The 16,862-nt window shown below is 72.9% G+C and carries 16 protein-coding genes; 7 read left to right on the top strand and 9 right to left on the bottom strand.

All coding sequences use genetic code 11. The annotated features are described in order from the left end of the window. Positions 1 to 74: 74 nt before the first annotated feature. Positions 75 to 842 (bottom strand): type I methionyl aminopeptidase, encoded by a 768-nt coding sequence (gene map, locus ACFV1J_RS25260; protein ID WP_385861566.1) that lies wholly within the window; start codon positions 840 to 842, stop codon positions 75 to 77. An 85-nt stretch (positions 843 to 927) separates the two neighbouring features. On the opposite strand from map, the gene ACFV1J_RS25255 reads away from it, so the two are divergent. Beyond that, positions 928 to 1,215 carry a helix-turn-helix domain-containing protein gene (locus ACFV1J_RS25255; RefSeq protein WP_385861565.1) on the top strand — a complete coding sequence of 96 codons (288 nt, stop codon included), beginning with the start codon at positions 928 to 930 and terminating at the stop codon, positions 1,213 to 1,215. A gap of 246 nt (positions 1,216 to 1,461) precedes the next feature. Here the strand turns inward: ACFV1J_RS25255 and ACFV1J_RS25250 are convergent, their stop codons facing one another. Further along, positions 1,462 to 2,037: a TerD family protein gene (locus ACFV1J_RS25250; RefSeq protein ID WP_385861563.1), complete on the bottom strand. Its 576-nt coding sequence runs from the start codon at positions 2,035 to 2,037 to the stop codon at positions 1,462 to 1,464. A gap of 269 nt (positions 2,038 to 2,306) precedes the next feature. Here ACFV1J_RS25250 and arfB point away from each other — a divergent pair, with 269 nt between their 5' ends. Further along, entirely contained in the window at positions 2,307 to 2,735 is a 429-nt protein-coding gene (arfB, locus tag ACFV1J_RS25245) for an alternative ribosome rescue aminoacyl-tRNA hydrolase ArfB (RefSeq protein WP_385861560.1), read from the top strand. Between the two features lie 196 nt (positions 2,736 to 2,931). Here arfB and ACFV1J_RS25240 read toward each other — a convergent pair whose 3' ends face one another. Continuing rightward, a complete protein-coding gene (locus ACFV1J_RS25240; protein WP_385861557.1) occupies positions 2,932 to 3,546 on the bottom strand; it encodes a flavin reductase family protein in 615 nt (204 codons plus the stop codon). Positions 3,547 to 3,869: 323 nt separating this feature from the next. On the opposite strand from ACFV1J_RS25240, the gene cdgB reads away from it, so the two are divergent. Then, on the top strand, positions 3,870 to 5,540 hold the full coding sequence (gene cdgB, locus ACFV1J_RS25235) for a diguanylate cyclase CdgB (protein WP_385861555.1): 1,671 nt from the start codon (positions 3,870 to 3,872) through the stop codon (positions 5,538 to 5,540). A 414-nt stretch (positions 5,541 to 5,954) separates the two neighbouring features. Continuing rightward, entirely contained in the window at positions 5,955 to 6,875 is a 921-nt protein-coding gene (locus ACFV1J_RS25230) for a CBM35 domain-containing protein (RefSeq protein WP_385861553.1), read from the top strand. Between the two features lie 268 nt (positions 6,876 to 7,143). Here the strand turns inward: ACFV1J_RS25230 and ACFV1J_RS25225 are convergent, their stop codons facing one another. The 3 genes from ACFV1J_RS25225 to ACFV1J_RS25215 form a co-directional block, all read right to left on the bottom strand. Beyond that, entirely contained in the window at positions 7,144 to 8,076 is a 933-nt protein-coding gene (locus tag ACFV1J_RS25225) for a 1-phosphofructokinase family hexose kinase (RefSeq protein ID WP_385861551.1), read from the bottom strand. A gap of 128 nt (positions 8,077 to 8,204) precedes the next feature. Then, on the bottom strand, positions 8,205 to 9,416 hold the full coding sequence (gene nagA, locus ACFV1J_RS25220; protein ID WP_385861549.1) for an N-acetylglucosamine-6-phosphate deacetylase: 1,212 nt from the start codon (positions 9,414 to 9,416) through the stop codon (positions 8,205 to 8,207). Further along, positions 9,416 to 10,372 carry an ROK family protein gene (locus ACFV1J_RS25215; protein WP_385861547.1) on the bottom strand — a complete coding sequence of 319 codons (957 nt, stop codon included), beginning with the start codon at positions 10,370 to 10,372 and terminating at the stop codon, positions 9,416 to 9,418. The genes nagA and ACFV1J_RS25215 overlap by 1 nt, the downstream gene beginning before the upstream one ends. Positions 10,373 to 10,651: 279 nt before the next feature. Here ACFV1J_RS25215 and ACFV1J_RS25210 point away from each other — a divergent pair, with 279 nt between their 5' ends. The 3 genes from ACFV1J_RS25210 to otsB all read left to right on the top strand — a co-directional run bounded on the left by ACFV1J_RS25210 (position 10,652) and on the right by otsB (position 13,188). Continuing rightward, on the top strand, positions 10,652 to 11,872 hold the full coding sequence (locus tag ACFV1J_RS25210) for an extracellular solute-binding protein (protein ID WP_385861546.1): 1,221 nt from the start codon (positions 10,652 to 10,654) through the stop codon (positions 11,870 to 11,872). Positions 11,873 to 11,944: 72 nt separating this feature from the next. Then, positions 11,945 to 12,226, top strand: coding sequence for a DUF3263 domain-containing protein (locus ACFV1J_RS25205; RefSeq protein ID WP_385861666.1), 282 nt, complete (start codon positions 11,945 to 11,947; stop codon positions 12,224 to 12,226). A 98-nt stretch (positions 12,227 to 12,324) separates the two neighbouring features. Continuing rightward, positions 12,325 to 13,188: a trehalose-phosphatase gene (gene otsB / locus ACFV1J_RS25200; RefSeq protein ID WP_385861545.1), complete on the top strand. Its 864-nt coding sequence runs from the start codon at positions 12,325 to 12,327 to the stop codon at positions 13,186 to 13,188. Positions 13,189 to 13,452: 264 nt separating this feature from the next. On the opposite strand, the gene ACFV1J_RS25195 is transcribed toward otsB, so the two are convergent. From ACFV1J_RS25195 to ACFV1J_RS25185, 3 genes are all read right to left on the bottom strand, one after another. Next, on the bottom strand, positions 13,453 to 13,932 hold the full coding sequence (locus tag ACFV1J_RS25195) for a hypothetical protein (RefSeq protein ID WP_385861542.1): 480 nt from the start codon (positions 13,930 to 13,932) through the stop codon (positions 13,453 to 13,455). A gap of 371 nt (positions 13,933 to 14,303) precedes the next feature. After that, on the bottom strand, positions 14,304 to 15,746 hold the full coding sequence (locus ACFV1J_RS25190) for a trehalose-6-phosphate synthase (protein WP_385861540.1): 1,443 nt from the start codon (positions 15,744 to 15,746) through the stop codon (positions 14,304 to 14,306). Positions 15,747 to 15,793: 47 nt separating this feature from the next. Next, positions 15,794 to 16,756, bottom strand: coding sequence for a glucosyl-3-phosphoglycerate synthase (locus ACFV1J_RS25185; RefSeq protein ID WP_385861538.1), 963 nt, complete (start codon positions 16,754 to 16,756; stop codon positions 15,794 to 15,796). Between the last annotated feature and the right edge of the window lie 106 nt (positions 16,757 to 16,862).

Here is a 16,862-nt window from a genome sequence, read left to right as displayed (position 1 = left end):
AACGGGGCCGGAGCCCCTATAGCAGCCTCAACCCCCGCCGCCCCCCTGCGCAGCGTCAGCCCCCGCGCGTCCGCCTACGGCAGCGTCAGCACCCGTGGCCCGTCCTCCGTCACCGCGACCGTGTGCTCGAAGTGGGCGGCACGGCCGCCGTCGGTGGTGCGCAGGGTCCAGCCGTCGTCGTCCGTCACGTAGGCGTCCGCGCCGCCGGCGAGGAACATCGGCTCGATGGCGATCACCAGGCCGGGGCGCAGTACGTAGCCGCGTCCCGGCCGGCCGTTGTTCGGGACCGGCGGGTCCTCGTGCATCTGCCGGCCGATGCCGTGGCCGCCGAAGTCGCGGGGGATGCCGTAGCCGGCGGCGCGTCCGATGCTGCCGATCGCGTGGGAGACGTCGCCCATCCGGGCGCCCGGTACGGCGGCCGCGATACCGGCCGCCAGCGCCCGCCGGGTGGTGTCCATGAGCCGCTCGTCCTCGGGGCGAGGGGTGCCGACCGTGAAGCTGGTGGCGGCGTCACCGGCCCAGCCGTCCACCACCGCGCCGCAGTCGATGCTCACCAGGTCGCCGTCGCGCAGCCGGTACCCGTCCGGGATGCCGTGCACGATCGCGTCGTTGACGGACGCGCAGATGACGGCCGGGAACGGGGTGGGCGCGAACGACGGGCGGTAGCCGAGGAAGGGCGAGGTGGCGCCGGCCTCGCGCAGGACCGCCCGGGCGGCCTCGTCGAGGTCCAGCAGCCGCACCCCGGGCGCGGCGGCCGCGCGCGCCGCGGCCAGCGCGTCGGCCACGACCCGGCCGGTCACCCGCATCGCGTCCACCGCGGTGTCCGTCTTGATTTCCACCATGGATGACCTCCGCAGGACAGGGGGAGTACGTCACTCACCGGTATTTGTTTACCGGTAATTGTTTACCGGTATTAGTATCACGGGCATGGTGCGAACTCCACTGACTCCTTGGGAGCGGGAACGCGGTGAACGGCTCGGCGCGCTGCTGCGGGCGGCGCGTGGCGGGCGGAGCATGGTCGAGGTCGCGGCGGCGGCGGGGCTGTCCGCCGAGACGCTGCGGAAGATCGAGACCGGCCGGGCGCCGACCCCGGCGTTCTTCACGGTCGCGGCGCTGGCCGGCACGCTCGGACTGTCGCTGGACGAGGTGGCGGTGCTGGCCACACCGCCCGAACCGGCGGAGGGGGCGGCGAGCGGGAGCGGCGCGGCCGCCTGACCCGAAACGCGCGAAGGGCCGGCCCCCCGAAGGGGACCGGCCCTGAAGCAAGCCTGCAATCCACCGGCTCACAGCCCGGCGAACGTCGAGGACTCGGACGCTCACGCCGAAGTCCTTGACGCCGACGACGACTCGGGCGCTGACGCAAGAGTCCTTCGCGTCAACGACTCGGACGCTGACGTCGAAGCCCTTGACGCCGACGACGACTCAGAGGCTGACGCCGAAGTCCTTGACGTCGGCGACGACTCAGACGTTGACGCCGAAGTCCTTCGCGATGCCGACCAGGCCCGACGCGTAACCCTGGCCCACCGCACGGAACTTCCACTCCGCGCCGTTGCGGTACAGCTCGCCGAAGACCATGGCGGTCTCGGTGGCCGCGTCCTCGCTCAGGTCGTAGCGCGCGATCTCCGCGCCACCGGCCTGGTTGATGATGCGGATGAAGGCGTTCCGCACCTGGCCGAAGTTCTGGCTGCGGTTCTCGGCGTCGTAGATGGACACCGGGAAGACGATCTTGTCGATGTCGGCCGGCAGCGCCGCCAGGTTGACGTTGATCTGCTCGTCGTCGCCCTCGCCCTGGCCGGTGACGTTGTCGCCGGTGTGGACGATCGACTGGTCCGGCGTGCTCTTGTTGTTGAAGAAGACGAAGTGCTGGTCGGAGTAGACCTTGCCGGTCGCGTTCACCGCGATCGCGCTGGCGTCGAGGTCGAAGTCCGTGCCGGTGGTGGTGCGGACGTCCCAGCCGAGGCCGACCGTGACGGCGGTCAAGCCCGGTGCCTCCTTGGTGAGCGAGACGTTGCCGCCCTTGGACAGGCTTACAGCCATGGGGATGTCCCTTTCCTAGTCAACGCGTCGAGTCGTCGGGCTCCGTGCTGCCACGAAGCTACCGTCACCCACCAGAACGTCGTCGGGGGACCGTGAGGTTCCAGCTCTCTTTACTTTCTTTGCGCAATCCTGATGCCGTGTTTTGCCTGCCGTGTTTTGCGTAATTCTGCTGCCGGTTTCGACGTGGCATGCCGGAATCTGATGTGCGGCCAGGTCAGGGGGACGAAAAGTGGGTGACGGGGCGGGCGGATCCGCGGGATCATAGGGCCATGTCCGGGCCCCATGTCATCCGCGGTTCGGTCGTCCTTCCCGAGGCCGAGCTCGTCTGGCGTTTCTCGCGGTCCTCGGGTCCGGGCGGCCAGCACGTCAACACCAGCGACAGCCAGGTCGAGCTGCGCTTCGACCTCGGCAGCACCCAGGCGCTGCCGCCGGTGTGGAAGGAGCGTGCGCTGGAGCGGCTGGCCGGCCGGCTGGTCGACGGCGTGCTGTCGGTACGCGCCTCCGACCACCGCTCCCAGTGGCGCAACCGCGAGACCGCGGCCGTCCGGATGGCCGCGCTGCTCGCCGAGGCCACCGCGCCGCCGCCCAAGGCGCGCCGGAAGTCGCGGATCCCACGGGGTATCAACGAGCGCCGGCTGCGCGAGAAGAAGCAGCGCGGTGATACCAAGCGCGGCCGCTCGGGCCGCGACTGGAGCTGAGCCACGGCCCGACTGCCATCCGCCGGGCGCGCCCCACCTGCCTGCCGCCGAGCGCCCCGCACCTGCCTGCCGCCGAGCGCCCCTGACGCCCGGCCCTTGACCCCGACGCCCGGTCCTCAACCCGACGCCCGGCCCGTCACCCCAACACCCGGCCCCTCACCCCAACACCCGGCCCCTCACCCCAACTGCCGGCCCCTCACCCCAACTGCCGGTACCGTCCCCGGAAGTACGTCAGCGGGCCGTCGTCCTCGTTCGGGACCGCGGTGGACAGGACCCGTCCGATGACGAGGGTGTGGTCGCCGGCCACGATGCGCTGCTCGGTGCGGCACTCCAGGGTGGCCAGCGCACCGCTGACGAGCGGAGCGCCGGATACTTCGCCCTGTACGTGTGCGATGTCCTCGAAGAGCAGCCGGTCGCTGATGCGGCCCTTCATGGCGAATCGTCCGGCGATCTGCCGTTGATGCCCCGAGAGCACGGAAACGGCCCACAGCGGCTGCTCCGCCAGCAGGTCGTCCATCCGGGAGCCGTTGCGAACGCTCACCATCACGAGCGGCGGGTCGAGCGACACGGAGAGGAAGGCCGTCGCGGTCATGCCGACGCCCTCGCCGCGCGGCCCGGCGTCCGGGTCGTGGGCGGTGATCAGTACGACGCCGGCGGCGAGCCGGGACAGGGCGGCGCGGAACTCGTCGTCACTCACCCCCACAGCATGCGGGATCGGTGCGTCACCCGGCACGGAGGCCGGCGCGACGGTGGGGGCGGTGGTGGCGGCGGGCCCGGCGGCCGCCGCTTCGACAGGGGTTTCCGTGAACACGCCATGAACGCTAACTTCCCGCCGTCCCGGCGCGCATCGGGCCCCGGAACCACCCGCGACCTAGGTCCAGCGACGGAGGTCGTATCCAGGCTGCCGAACCCTCGGAATTTGCGTTCAGAAAGTGTAGAAAGGGTGAAGGCGAGTCTGCTGGGATGGGGTGGTGCGGCACGGTCAACGCTCGCTCACCGTCTGTGACTTGAGTCACAGACGCTTCTAATTGTTGACCCTGTGTACCGAGTGAACAGCTCACTGTGATTCAGTGAGCGTGGAATCGGACGACAAGAATCGTGGAGTCTGCTGTCGAGGTCTCAGGGGAGCGAGCGATGGAGACCGAGTCGGAGCCATACGTCCGTCTTGCGACCCTGCGGCAGCTGCACCAAGTGGTCGCCGAACTGAACACCGCGCGTAGCCTGGCGGACACCCTGCAGACCGTCGCCGACGGGGCCGTCAACGGCCTCGGGTACGAGCTGTCCGCGGTCAACCTCGTGCGGCCCGACGGCGACCTCGTGGTGGCCGCCGTCGCCGGCAGCGCGGGCGCCGAGGCCCTGATGGCCGGCCGGGTCGGCTCGCGCTCCTCCTGGGACCGCCGGCTGTCCATGGGGGAGCGGTGGGGTGACCTGTGCTTCATCCCGCACACCGAGGGCTGGGTGCTGGACGACGACGACGTACCGCAGTGGCACACGGCCGGGCCGGCGCCGCGCTTCCCCGACGAGTGGCATCCGATGGACCGCCTCTTCGCGCCCATGTACACCGCGGGCAACGGCGGCGGCGAGCTGCTGGGCGTGATCTCCGTCGACCGGCCGCGCAACGGCCGCCGCCCCGGCCCCTGGGGCCAGGAGGCGCTGCAGATGTACGCCTTCCAGTCCGCGATCGCGATCAGCAACGCCCGGCTGCGGGCGAACATGCAGCGTGCGCTGGTCCGGCTGGAGCGCGAGCAGCAGGCCCTGCGCGCCAGCGAGGAAAGCTTCCGGCAGGCCTTCGAGTACGCGCCCAGCGGGATGGCCGTGGCCGAAATGGGCGGGGACCAGCACGGGCGGCTGCTACGGACCAATGACGCGCTGTGCCGGCTGCTCGGCCGCACCGCCTCCGGGCTGCGCCGGTACTCCTTCTCCGACCTGGTCCATCCCGAGGACATCGGCACCCTGCTGCGCACCTCCGCCGAGGGCGGCCGCGCCGAGCTGCGGCTGGCCCGCCGCGACGGCACGTACGTGTGGGTCTCGCTGCGCAACTCCGTCGTCGCCGACACCGCCGACGGCCCCCGCTATCTGCTCACCCACGTCGAGGACATCGAGGAGCGCAAGCGGCACGAGCTCCAACTGGCGCACCGGGCCAGCCACGACTCGCTGACCGGTCTGCCCAACAGCGCCGAACTGCGGGCCCGGCTCGGCGCCCGGCTGTGCTCCCGGCCGGCCGGCTCCCTGGCGGACGCCTACGCCTCCTCGGGCGGCGCCGACCCACGGGGCCCGCACGGCTTCCGGCCGGACGGCCAGGAGCCGTTCGACGGCGTCGACGGCTTCGAGGGCCACGCCCCGGTCCCGTTCGACCACCACGTCCACCTCGTCGCCCCTACGGACGGGCCGGCCGACGACGGTTCCAAGGGGCTCGCGGTCCTCTTCTGCGACCTCGACGGCTTCAAGTCGATCAACGACCGCTTCGGGCACAACACCGGTGACGCGGTACTGATCGAGGTCGCCCGCCGGCTGACCAACGGCGTACGGGACGGCGACACGGTCGCCCGGCTCGGTGGCGACGAGTTCGTGGTGCTCGCCGACGGGCTGGGCACGGCCGACGCCCAGGACCTCGCGGTGCGGCTGCGGAACGCGATCATCCCGCCGATCCGGGTCGAGGGCCGGGCGGTCCGGGTGGGCGCCAGCTTCGGCATCGGCTGGGCGAGCTGCGGAATGACCGCCGAGGAGGTCCTGGAGTCGGCGGACCAGCGGATGTACGTCGAGAAGCGCTCCCGGTCGAAGGCGAACCGGCGGGCGGTGGGCTGACACCGGGCAGGCGGCCACGCTGTGGACCGGGCGGGCGCCGCGCCATGGACCGGGCGGGCGGCCGCGCTGCGGACCCGGCGGGAGCCGCGGTTGCGGACCGGGCGGGCGCCGCGGCCGCGGACCGTGCGCGGACTGCTCGGCGGACCGTGCGGGAACTGTGCCGCGGACCGGTCTGCGCCGCGCGGCGCATCTCACATCCGCGGTCCGCCGGCCCCCGCACCAGCAGTTCACCGATCCGTAGCGATCTCGTGGCCCGCCGGGCTCGGTGTGGGCCGGACGCGAGGGGGTAGGCTGCGCCGATGCGGCGCGGCGCCGCCCAGGGGCCCGGACCAGAGATTCGCGCAGCAGACGTCTGCGCACGCGTACCGACCGACGCGTTCATGACGCGCACACATCGCTTGGGAGTGACACGGAATGACGGCCGGCAACAACGGCGCGGACACGCCGGAGAACGACGACCCCTTCGCCTACCTCTACCGCGCGGAAGGCGGCGAGGGCGGGGCACCGGGCTCGGCGGGCGCCGGCGGGGCGGCCCGACAGCCGGGGGTGCCGCGCACGTCGTACAACCAGGTGCGGGCGGTCGGCCAGCGCCAGTACGGCCAGCAGGCCCAGCAGCAGGTCACCTACGGGCAGCCGAACGCCACCTACGCCGCGCCGGAAACCCTGCCCGGCGGTGACCGCACCCGGGCGGTGCCGGCGCCCGGCCACGGCGGTGAGCCGGAGCCGCGCCGCCGCAACGGCCTGCTGATCGGCGCGGTCGCGGTGGTCGCGGTGGTCTGCATAGGCATCGGCGTCGCGATGCTCACCAACAACGGCGATGACGCCAAGAAGAACAACGCCGGCAACTCCGGCCCCACGGCCGGCGACACCGTCAAGCCGAGCGAACAGCCCCACAGCAAGCCCAAGCCCGGCGAGCTCCCCAAGGAGGACGCCGGCAGCCTCCGCCTGGACGGCGGCGCGACCACGGCGAAGGACATCGAGGGCGCCCGCTCGACCAGCGGTTCGTACGTCACCGGCTTCAACCAGGTCGGGGCGAAGGTGCAGTGGAACGTCGACGTACCGGACGCCGGCGATTTCCGGCTGTACGTGCGCTACAGCATCCCGGGCCAGGACGCCAACGCCACGCTCTCGGTCAACGGCAAGCCCAACAACCAGCCGCTGGGCCTGAAGAACTTCATCCACTCCCCGGAGGGCGACTGGAAGAAGGGCTGGCAGTCGACCTGGGCTCCGGTGACCCTCAACAAGGGCACCAACACCGTGGAGATCGCCTGCGCCCAGGGCAACCAGTGCAACGCCATCCTCGACCAGCTGTGGCTGAAGGGCGCCAACCAGTAGCTTCCGACCGGTACTTCCGCGGCGCGGGCGGGCAGGTCCGGTACGGCGTATCCGGTTGCCGGAGTCGCTTCGAGCGAGTGGACCGGGGCGGAGCCAAGTCGCTGCCAAGTGCCCGAAGGGCAATGTCCGTGGCTGGTCACCGCCGAACTTCGGAGGCCACGCCTACAGCTTGATCAGCCCCACCTCCAAGACTCCGTGGCCGGTGAAGAGCATTGCCGTCCGGGGGCCGTGACGGTGTAGCAGTTCGCCCCGCTCCCGGCCTCGGTGGTCAGCGATCCTTGAGGTCGGTGACGGAGGCGGTCGCCACCGCCGGCAGCAGCTCCTCGTACGTCGTCAGGTCGAACTCGCCGGCGGCCGGGGCGCGGACCGTCGCGGCGGACAGGGCCACCGCGCGGGCCAGGCGGGCGGGCCACGGGAGGTCCTCCACCAGGCCGGAGAGCAGTCCGGCGACCGCTGAGTCGCCGGCGCCGGTCGGATTGCCGGCGAACCGGCGGGGCGGGGCGGCCTGCCAGGCGCCGTCCGCGGTGACCGCCAGCATCCCGTCCGGGCCCAGTGAGGCGGCCACCGCGTGCGCGCCGCGGCGGCGGGTGTCGCGGGCGGCGCGCAGCGGCTCGGTGCTGCCGGTCAGTGCGGCCAGTTCGTCGGCGTTGGGCTTGGCGAGGTCGGGGCGGGCGGCCAGGCCCCGGCGCAGCGGTTCGCCGCTGGTGTCCAGCAGGACGGGGACGCCGGCGGTGCGGGCGGCGCGGGTGAGGCGGGCGTAGACGTCGACCGGGACGCCCGGGGGGAGGCTGCCGCACAGGGCCACCGCCCGGGCCTCGCCCAGCAGCTCGCGGTAGGTGCCGAGGAAGGTGTCCCATTCGGCGGGGGAGACGGTCGGGCCCGGCTCGTTGAGCTGGGTGGTGTCCCCGGTGGTCGCGTCGACGACGGCGACCGTGCGGCGGGTGGCGCCGCCGACCGGGACCAATGCGTCGGTGACCGCCGTCTCGGCGAGCAGGGCGCGCAGCGCGTTCCCGGTGCCGCCGCCCGCGAAGCCGGTGGCGACGGTGCGGTGGCCGAGTGCGGCCAGTACCCGGGCGACGTTGACGCCCTTGCCGCCGGGGCGTTCGGACACCTCGGTGATCCGGTTCGTGCGGTGCGCGCGGAGCCGGGGCACGCGGTAGGTGATGTCCAGGGCGGCGTTCAGCGTGACCGTGAGGATCATGGTCGCCCCTCCGGGCAGTCATGGCCGGGCGGCCTGGGTCGGGCAACCGCGCACGGCGGTGGCATGCGGACAAGTGCGCGAGCGATCATGCCATCGTCGGGGCGGTTGGCCCAGACCCGCAGCTCACCTCACGCGCTCTGCGGGCGCACCACCCACTCGCCCTGGCGCATGACGCCGACCAGGGCGAACGCCGCGTCCAGCACCACCAGGTCGGCGTCCTTGCCGGCCGCCAGGGAGCCGGTCCGGTCGTCGATGCCCAGCAGACGGGCCGGGGTGGCCGACAGCGCCTGGACGGCCTGATCCACCGTCAGGCCATCGACCAGCACCGCCCGTTGGAAGACGCGGTCCAAGGTGAGCGTGGAGCCCGCGATGGAGCCGGCCGTGGGGCCGTCGCTGATCCGGGCCACCCCGTCCCGGACCTCGACCTGCATGGGGCCGAGCGGATACCTCCCGTCGTCCATGCCGGCCGCGCCCATGGCGTCCGTGATGAACGCGACCCGGCCGTTGCCCGCCTCGCGGACGGCCAGCTGGAGCATCGCGGGGTGCAGATGGGTGCCGTCGTTGATGAGCTCGACGGTGATCCGCTCGTCCTCCAGGAGCGCGGCGACCGGCCCCGGCGCCCGGTGGCCGAGCGGCGGCATCGCGTTGAAGAGGTGGGTGGCGACGGTCGCGCCCGCGTCGATGGCCTGCCGGGTCGCGTCGTAGGACGAGTCGGTGTGGCCGACGGCGGCGATCACCCCGGCGTCGGAGAGCAGCCGTACGGAGTCCAGGCCGCCGGGCAGTTCGGGGGCGACGGTCATCATCGCGGCGGTGCCGTGCGCCGCGGCGAGGAGCGCGCGGACGTCGGAGGGGTCCGGGTCGCGCAGCAGTCCCGGCTGGTGGGCGCCGCAGCGGTGCGGGGAGATGAACGGGCCCTCGAAGTGGATGCCGGCCAGTTCGCCCTGCTGGACCAGCTCGGCCAGCACCCCGGCCTGCCGGGCGAGTTCGGACAGTTCGCCGGTGACCGTGGAGGCGACCATCGAGGTGGTGCCGTGCCGGCGGTGGGTCTCCACGACGGTCATGCACTCGCCGGGGTCGGCGGACGAGAACGAGCCGCCGCCCCCGCCGTGCACATGCATGTCGACGAAGCCGGGGACGACGAGGTGGCCGGTGAGGTCCATGGCGTCGGTGCCGCGGTCCTCGGTCAGGTCGGCGTCGCGGCTGTGGACCGCGGCGATCCGACGGCCCTCGACGGTGATCCGGCCGCGTTCGACGACGCCGGAGGGGCGGGCGATCCGGGCGCCGGCCAGGACGGTGCGCCGGGGACCCGCGGCCGGCTGCGCGGACTGTTGCAGTGCCATCAGGCGGTTACCTCCGTGGAGAGAAGATCCCGGGCGAGGAGTCCCGCGCCCAGGCACCCGGCGGCGTCCCCGAGGGCCGCCGGAACGATCGAGGGGAGCGGCTGGAACGTAACGCGCCGCCGGACCGCTTCCCGCAGAGGCGTGAACAGCGTGTCGCCCGCCTCGGCCAGTCCGCCGCCGATGATCACCATCTCCGGGTCGAGCAGGGTCAGCCCGGTGACCAGGCCGTCGGCCAGCGCCTCCACCGCGTCCCGCCACACCGCCAGGGCCCGTTCGTCGCCGGACGCCACGGCCTTGGCCGCGTCCGCCGCGCTGGCCCGCGGGTCGCCGCAGGCCGCCGCCCAGTCCCGGCCCACCGCGGCGGCCGAGGCCAGCGTCTCCAGACAGCCCCGCTGGCCGCAGCCGCAGGTCCGCCCGCCGGGCCGTACGACGATGTGGCCGATCTCGCCGGCGCTGCCGTGGGCGCCGGCCTCGATGCGGCCGCCGATGCCGATGGCGCCGGCGATGCCGGTGCCCAGCGGGACGAACAGGAAGCGGCCGGCGTCCCGGCCGGCACCGATCCGGCCCTCCGCCAGGCCGCCGGTGCGCACGTCGTGGCCGAGCGCGACCGGGACCCCGCCGAGCCGCTCGGAGAGCAGCGCCCGCAGCGGCACGTCCCGCCAGCCGAGGTTCGCGGCGTAGACGGCGGTGCCGGAGGTCTCGTCGACGATGCCGGGGACCGCGACGCCGGCGGCCTCGGCGGGGGCGCCGAAGCGGGCGGCGCCGAGGTCGCGGAGCTCGGCGGCGAAGCCGAGGATCGTCTCGACCACCGCCTCGGGGCCGTGCTCGCGGCCGGTGGGGCGCCGTGCCTCGTAGAGCAGGGCGGGCGGTGTCTTCCCGGACGGCGCGGGGCCCACCCCTACGAGGGCGGCCTTCATCCCGGTGCCGCCCACATCCAGGGCGATGACATGTCTCACGGGAACAGTTTCGCGCGCTGCGCCCCGAAAGGTCTAGTCCACTCACCGGTCCGGTCCGGGTGAAGGAAGTGTGGGAGCCCGATACCGAAGCGCAATCGCCTGTGGTGTAGACCTTGTACCGAACGCGGGTGGAAACTCGCTGTTCACGCCGGGCGAGGGCGATCCCCGAGACGGTGTCGAAGAACCCGGCGGACACAGAATTTCGGGACAGGAAAAGGGCGGTAACAGCGGGTGCAGCGGCGGTACTTGAGCCTGGCGGCGGCAGCAACGGCCACCACCATGACACTGACACTCACCGGCTGCGGCGGCGGACCGGGCGACGGCGACGTCACCCTGAAGCTGATCGCCGCGGACTACGGCGACAGCCGGGCCAACAGCTCCCAGCACTACTGGGACCAGCTCGCCCGAGCCTTCGAGAAGAAGCACCCCGACATCAAGATCGACGTCGAGGTCGACAGCTGGACCGATGTCGACAAGCACGTCGAGGACCTGGTCAAGGAGGGCAAAGCCCCCGACCTCGCCCAGATAGGCGCGTACGCCGACTACGCGGCCAAGGGCAAGCTCTACAGCGCCGACCAGCTGCTCTCCATACCGGTCCAGGCGGACTTCACGCCCGGCCTCGCCGAGGCCGGCGAATACCACCGCGTCCAGTACGGCATGCCCTTCGGCGCCAGCACCCGGCGGCTCTTCTACAACAAGAAGCTGTTCGCCCAGGCCGGCATCACCAGCCCGCCCAAGACCTGGGACGACATCGCCCACGACGCCGCCCTGCTGAAGGCACACGGCGTCAAGATGCCCTACGCACTGCCGCTCGGCCCCGAGGAGACCCAGGCCGAGACGCTGATGTGGATGCTCAGCGGCGGCGGCAGCTACACCGACAGCATCGGCAAGTACCAGATCAACTCGCCGCAGAACATCAAGACCTTCACCTGGCTGAAGAACAACCTCGTCGGCAAGGACCTGACCGGCAGCGACCCGGCGAAGCTCAACCGCGAGGACGCCTTCGCCGGCTTCACCGCCGGCGACGTCGGCATGCTCAACGGCCACCCCACCCTCATGAAGCAGGCCGAGGCCAAGGGCATCGACTACGGCACCGTCGACCTGCCCGGCGTGCACGGCCCGGCCAAGGCCACCCTGGGCGTCGCCGACTGGATGATGGCGTTCAAGCAGAACGGCCACCGTGCCGAGGTCGGCAAGTTCCTCGACTTCGTCTACAGCGACAAGAACGTCGAGAAGTTCTCCGGCGAATACGGCCTGCTGCCGGTCACCACCTCCGCCTCCCAGGCGATGCTCGCCGACGACCACTACGCCAAGCTGCACAGCTTCCTCAAGCAGCTGGCCGCCGCCGAGTTCTACCCCGCGGACAAGACCTCCTGGCCGCTGATCTCCAAGACCATCAAGGCCAGGATGGGTGCCGTGGTCGGCCCGAACGGCAACCCCTCCGGCGTGCTCACCGACATCCAGAACACCGCGGACGCCGAGGACAACAGCGGCGAATGACGCCGCACGCGGGGACCGGGCCACCCGCCCGGCCCCCGCCCCGTCCGACCGTGCGCTTATCGTGGGAACGTGATGACGAGCGGCCCCGGCAGTACGGACGACCCGCAGGCCACCGGCGGCGCGGGCGGCTCCGGGCTGTCCGCCCGGGACGAGGCGGTGCTCGCCGTCGAGCGCCGCTCCTGGCCCGGCCCCGGCCCCAAGGAACGCGCCATCCGCGAACGGCTCGGCCTCTCCCCGACCCGCTACTACCAGCTCCTCAACGCCCTCCTGGACGACCCCCGGGCGCTCGCCCACGACCCCGTCACCGTCAACCGGCTGCGCCGGATGCGCGACGCCCGCCGCGCCCGCCGCTGACCGGGCGCCCGTCGCGGCACGGGCGGTTTCGCGACCCGTCGGCCCGATGCGCCCGTGCACCGGCCGTGCGCCCGCCCACCGCCGGTAGGGTCGGCGGCATGGGCAGCCCCCCGAACGTGCCGACCCCCGTCACCCCCGCCGGCCGCGACGGCCTCGCCGCGCTGCTGGCCCACCCGGAACGCGCCGTCGTCGCCCTCGACTTCGACGGCACCCTCGCCGACATCGTCCCCGACCCGGAGAAGGCCCGCGCCCACGAGGGCGCGGTCACCGCCCTCGGCCGCCTCGTACCGCATCTGCGCGCCGCCGCGGTGATCACCGGCCGACCGGCCACCGTCGCGGTCCGCCTCGGCGGCTTCGCCGACGTCCCCGGTCTGGAACACCTCACCGTCCTCGGCCACTACGGCGCCGAGCGCTGGGAGGCGTCCACCGGCACCGTGCACGCCCCGCCGCCGCACCCCGGCATCGCCGCCATACAGGGCGAACTCCCCGGCGTCCTGGACGCCTCCGGCGTCTGGCACGGCACCTGGGTCGAGACGGCCATCGAGCGCAAGGGCGGCCGGGCCATCGCCATCCACACCCGCCGTGCCGACGACCCCCAGGGCGCCTTCGAGCGGCTGCGCGCGCCGCTCACCGCGCTGGCCGAACGCCACGGCCTGATCGTCGAACCGGGCCGGCTCGTCCTCGAACTCCGCCCGCCCGGCATGGACAAGGGCGTCGCGCTCGCGGACTGGATCCGCGAAACCGGCGCCTCGACGGTCCTCTACGCCGGCGACGACCTCGGCGACCTGGCCGCCTTCGGCGCCGTCGAGAAACTCCGCTCCGAGGGCCTGACCGGCCTCCTGGTCTGCAGCGGCAGCAACGAGGTCACCGAACTCGCCGACCGCGCCGACCTGGTCGTCGCCGGCCCCGCGGGCGTCGTCGACCTCCTCGACGCGGTGGCGTCCCGGCTCACCGACCGCTGAACCACCGACCCCCTGTCGAGCCGCGGGAATATCCCCCATCCCCACCCCCTTGTGGCCCCGCAGGGGGCGTTCGCGTCCCCTAAGGGATGTGTTCGCCCCCGCCCTAGGGGACGCCCCGTCCCCCTGGCACGCACGCCCCCAAGTGCTGCGCCCCGGGCTTGCGCTGCGCCCCGAGCCGGCGCCACCTCCCCGGGCCACGGCGCCACCTCCCAGGCGACGGAGCTACCTCCTCCGGCACCGGCGCCACCTCCCCCGGCAACGGCGCTACCTCCCCAACCCCAGCACCGCCTCCGCCGTGGTCCAGTCCCGGGCGATGGCCTGCTGGGCCTTCGTCAGGTCGGCCCTGCCCGAGCAGATCGCGGCCTTGAGGCGGTTCTCCACCACGTCCTTGGGGTTGTTGGGCCCGGCGCCCGGCCGGTGCCCCGGGGACGGCGGTTCGACCCAGAGGTTGCGGGGATCGTTGGGGTCGCCGCCCAACTGGAGGCTGATGAGGTGGTCGTACTCGGCGTCGTGCAGCGGGCCCGTATAGCCGTACGACGCGGCGTTGGCCTTCTTCTCGCGGCTGGTGATGTTCACCGGCGGCCGGATGTCCTTGGTGTAGCCGCTCCGGCAGATCGTCGACCTGAGGGTCGCCGCGGTCACCTTCGGATTCGTCGCGCCCGGCGTGCACTTCGGGTCCGGCAGCGGCTGCTTGCCGGTGGTGTGGCGGACGTGGCAGGTACCGGGCGCGGGCTGCCGCTGCACGGTGTACGCACCCTGGGGGCCGGGCCCGACGGCTATCGCCCCGGTGGGCGGGGCGGGGGACGACGTCCCGGAAGGGCCCGATGTCCCGGAAGGGCCCGATGTCCCGGAAGGGCCCGACGTGCGGCCCGAACTCCCCTTGGCGTCGGGATGGGTCGGGACGGACGAACACCCGCCGGCCGCGAGGGCCAGCACGGCGACGGCCGCCATCGTGGACGTACGGACGGAAAGCGGCAGGGCACGCGCGGAGTTCGGCATGAAGAAGAACTACCCCACCGCGGACCGGAACAGCCCGCGCCCCGGTGGCGCGGACCTGAACAGCGCGTGGCGCGACCCGGACGCCGCCTCCCGGCCGCGCCCCGCGCCGCCCTCGCTCAGCCCTCCTGCAACGCCCGCAACTGCTCCAGGAACCAGCGCGCCGGCGGCAGCGCGGTCGCCGCCGCGGCCAGCCGTTCGGTGCGCTCCGTCCGTTCCCCGGCCTTCATCGTCAGCGCCTCGTGCAGCGCCCGCGCCGTACCGCCCACGTCGTACGGATTGACCGTCAGCGCCGCGGCACCCAACTCCTCATGGGCGCCGGCCTCCCGCGACAGCACCAGCGCACAGCCCTCCTCGGACACCACCGGGATCTCCTTCGCGACGAGGTTCATCCCGTCCCGGATCGGGTTGACCAGCGCCACGTCCGCCAGCCGGTACGCCGCCAGCGACCGCGCGAAGTCGTCCTTCACGTGCAGCACCACCGGCCGCCAGTCGTCCGTGCCGAACTCGGCGTTGATCTCCTCGGCCAGCCGCCCCACCTGCGCGGTGTACTCCCGGTACACCGCCAGGTCCTGCCGCGAGGGGTAGGCGAAGGCGACGTGCACCACCCGCTCCCGCCACTCCGGCCGGTCCACCAGCAGCTCCCGGTACGCCAGCAGCCCGCGCACGATGTTCTTCGACAGCTCGGTACGGTCCACCCGCACGATGGTCCGGCGCGCCGTCCCGTCCGGGCCGGTGCCGATCTGCTCGCGCAGCGCCGCCAGCCGCTCGTCCACGTCGGCCCGCCGCGACCGCTCCCGCAGGAACGCGGCGTCCGCCCCCAGCCCGTACACCCCGAGCCGGGTGCCGCCGGTGCCGTCCAGCACCTCGGCGCAGCACGCGCTGAAGGCGTCCGCCCAGCGGTGCGTCAGGAACCCCAGCTGGTCGGCGCCGGTCATCCCGCGCAGCAGCTGCTCGGCGATCCCGTCCGGGAGCATCCGGAAGTACTCGGGCGGCGCCCAGGGGGTGTGCGAGAAGTGCGCGATCTTCAGGTCCGGCCGCAGCGCCCGCAGCATCCCCGGCACCAGCGCCAGGTGGTAGTCCTGCACCAGCACCGCCGCGCCCCGGCCCGCCTCGGCGGCGAGCGCCCGCGCGAAGGCGTGGTTGTACGCCTCGTAGGCCCCCCACTGCCGCCGGAACTCCGCGTCGAAGACCGGCTCCAGCGGCGTCTGGTAGAGCATGTGGTGGACGAACCACAGCACCGAATTGGCGATGCCGTTGTAGGCGTCGGCGTGGATATGAGACGGGATGTCCAGCATCCGGACGCGCTGTCCGCCGGTGTCGGCCCGGTCCAGCACGTCGCCGGTCCGCCGCACCGCCTCCCGGTCGCCCTCACCGAGCGCGGCACACACCCACACCGCGTCCGTCTCGGGTCCGATCGCCGACAGCCCCGACACCAGCCCGCCCCCGCCCCGCTTCGCGGTCAGCGCCCCGCCTTCCCCCAGGGCGTACGAGACCGGTCCGCGATTGGACGCGACGAGAACCTCGGCACCTGCGTGCACCACATTGCGCTCGGAGACCATGTCGCGAGATTAACCAGTGACGGATCCGTGCAAACGTGCGACGCGGGTCAGGCCGCCCGCCTGGCCGCGTATTCCGGGATGTCGGTCATGGGCGGCCGTTCCTCGGTGTCCACGTCCGTGGTGCGGGGCACGAAACCCGCCTCGCCCCGGTCGAACTGGGTGAGCCGGGGCCGCACCAAGTGGCCGCGGGCCAGGCGGAGTTGGGCGGTGCGGTAGATCGCGGCGGCCATCCGGCCGAGGGCCTGGCCGTCCTGATGGCGGTGCCTGCGTACGCCGACGTCCACCTGGGCGAGGGCGTCCAGGCCGACCGTGTGCAGCGCGTCGACGAGCAGGCCCAGCTCGACGCCGTAGCCGACCGGGAAGGGCAGCCGCTCCAGCAGGGAACGGCGGGCCGCGTACTCGCCGCCCAGCGGCTGGACGAAACCGGCCAGCTGCGGCCAGTGGAGGTTGAGCAACGGACGGGCGACGAGTTCGGTGACCCGGCCGCCCTGGCCCGGACCCCCGCCCTCGCCCCCGGTCTCCAGCGGGCGGTCGTACATCGCCTTGACGAACTGCAGGTCCGGGTCGGTCAGCAGCGGTCCGACGATCCCGGAGACGAAGGTCGCGGAGAACTCCCGCAGATCGGCGTCGACGAAGCAGATGATGTCGCCGGTGGTCGCGAGCAGCGAGCGCCACAGCACCTCGCCCTTGCCGGGGACGGCGGGGAGCCGCGGCAGCACGGCGTCACGGTGGACGACCTTGGCGCCGGCCGCCGCCGCGACCCCGGCCGTCCGGTCGGTGGAACCGGAATCCAGCACCACCAGCTCGTCGACCAGCGGGACGGCGTCGGTCATCAGCTCGGCGCGGATCGTCGCCACGATCGTGCCGACCGTGGCCTCCTCGTCCAGCGCGGGCAGGACGACGCTGACCGTACGGCCCGTCTGGCGCTTGGCCGCCAGCAGCTGCTCCAACGGGCGGTCGGCAGCCGACCAGGAGCGGCTGCGCAGCCAGCGCTCCACCTCTTCCAGCACGTCTCTTACTCCTCGGTGGCTGCCGGTGCAGCGGTCGCCAGGTGATCCATCGTGTGATCCATCTCGCGGTTCGGACGACTATCTCAACTGTCAGTGCCTTCGGTTA

The sequence above is a fragment of the Streptomyces sp. NPDC059649 genome (assembly GCF_042734445.1).
Classification (GTDB): domain Bacteria; phylum Actinomycetota; class Actinomycetes; order Streptomycetales; family Streptomycetaceae; genus Streptomyces.
This window is presented reverse-complemented; position numbering and strand designations above follow the sequence as displayed.

Excerpts from the sequence above, each read along its gene's own strand:
- map (WP_385861566.1), bottom strand. The coding sequence starts at position 842 with ATGGTGGAAATCAAGACGGACACCGCGGTGGACGCGATGCGGGTGACC.
- ACFV1J_RS25255 (WP_385861565.1), top strand. The coding sequence starts at position 928 with ATGGTGCGAACTCCACTGACTCCTTGGGAGCGGGAACGCGGTGAACGG.
- ACFV1J_RS25250 (WP_385861563.1), bottom strand. The coding sequence starts at position 2,037 with ATGGCTGTAAGCCTGTCCAAGGGCGGCAACGTCTCGCTCACCAAGGAG.
- arfB (WP_385861560.1), top strand. The coding sequence starts at position 2,307 with ATGTCCGGGCCCCATGTCATCCGCGGTTCGGTCGTCCTTCCCGAGGCC.
- cdgB (WP_385861555.1), top strand. The coding sequence starts at position 3,870 with ATGGAGACCGAGTCGGAGCCATACGTCCGTCTTGCGACCCTGCGGCAG.
- ACFV1J_RS25230 (WP_385861553.1), top strand. The coding sequence starts at position 5,955 with ATGACGGCCGGCAACAACGGCGCGGACACGCCGGAGAACGACGACCCC.
- ACFV1J_RS25225 (WP_385861551.1), bottom strand. The coding sequence starts at position 8,076 with ATGATCCTCACGGTCACGCTGAACGCCGCCCTGGACATCACCTACCGC.
- nagA (WP_385861549.1), bottom strand. The coding sequence starts at position 9,416 with ATGGCACTGCAACAGTCCGCGCAGCCGGCCGCGGGTCCCCGGCGCACC.
- ACFV1J_RS25210 (WP_385861546.1), top strand. The coding sequence starts at position 10,652 with ATGACACTGACACTCACCGGCTGCGGCGGCGGACCGGGCGACGGCGAC.
- ACFV1J_RS25205 (WP_385861666.1), top strand. The coding sequence starts at position 11,945 with ATGACGAGCGGCCCCGGCAGTACGGACGACCCGCAGGCCACCGGCGGC.
- otsB (WP_385861545.1), top strand. The coding sequence starts at position 12,325 with ATGGGCAGCCCCCCGAACGTGCCGACCCCCGTCACCCCCGCCGGCCGC.
- ACFV1J_RS25190 (WP_385861540.1), bottom strand. The coding sequence starts at position 15,746 with ATGGTCTCCGAGCGCAATGTGGTGCACGCAGGTGCCGAGGTTCTCGTC.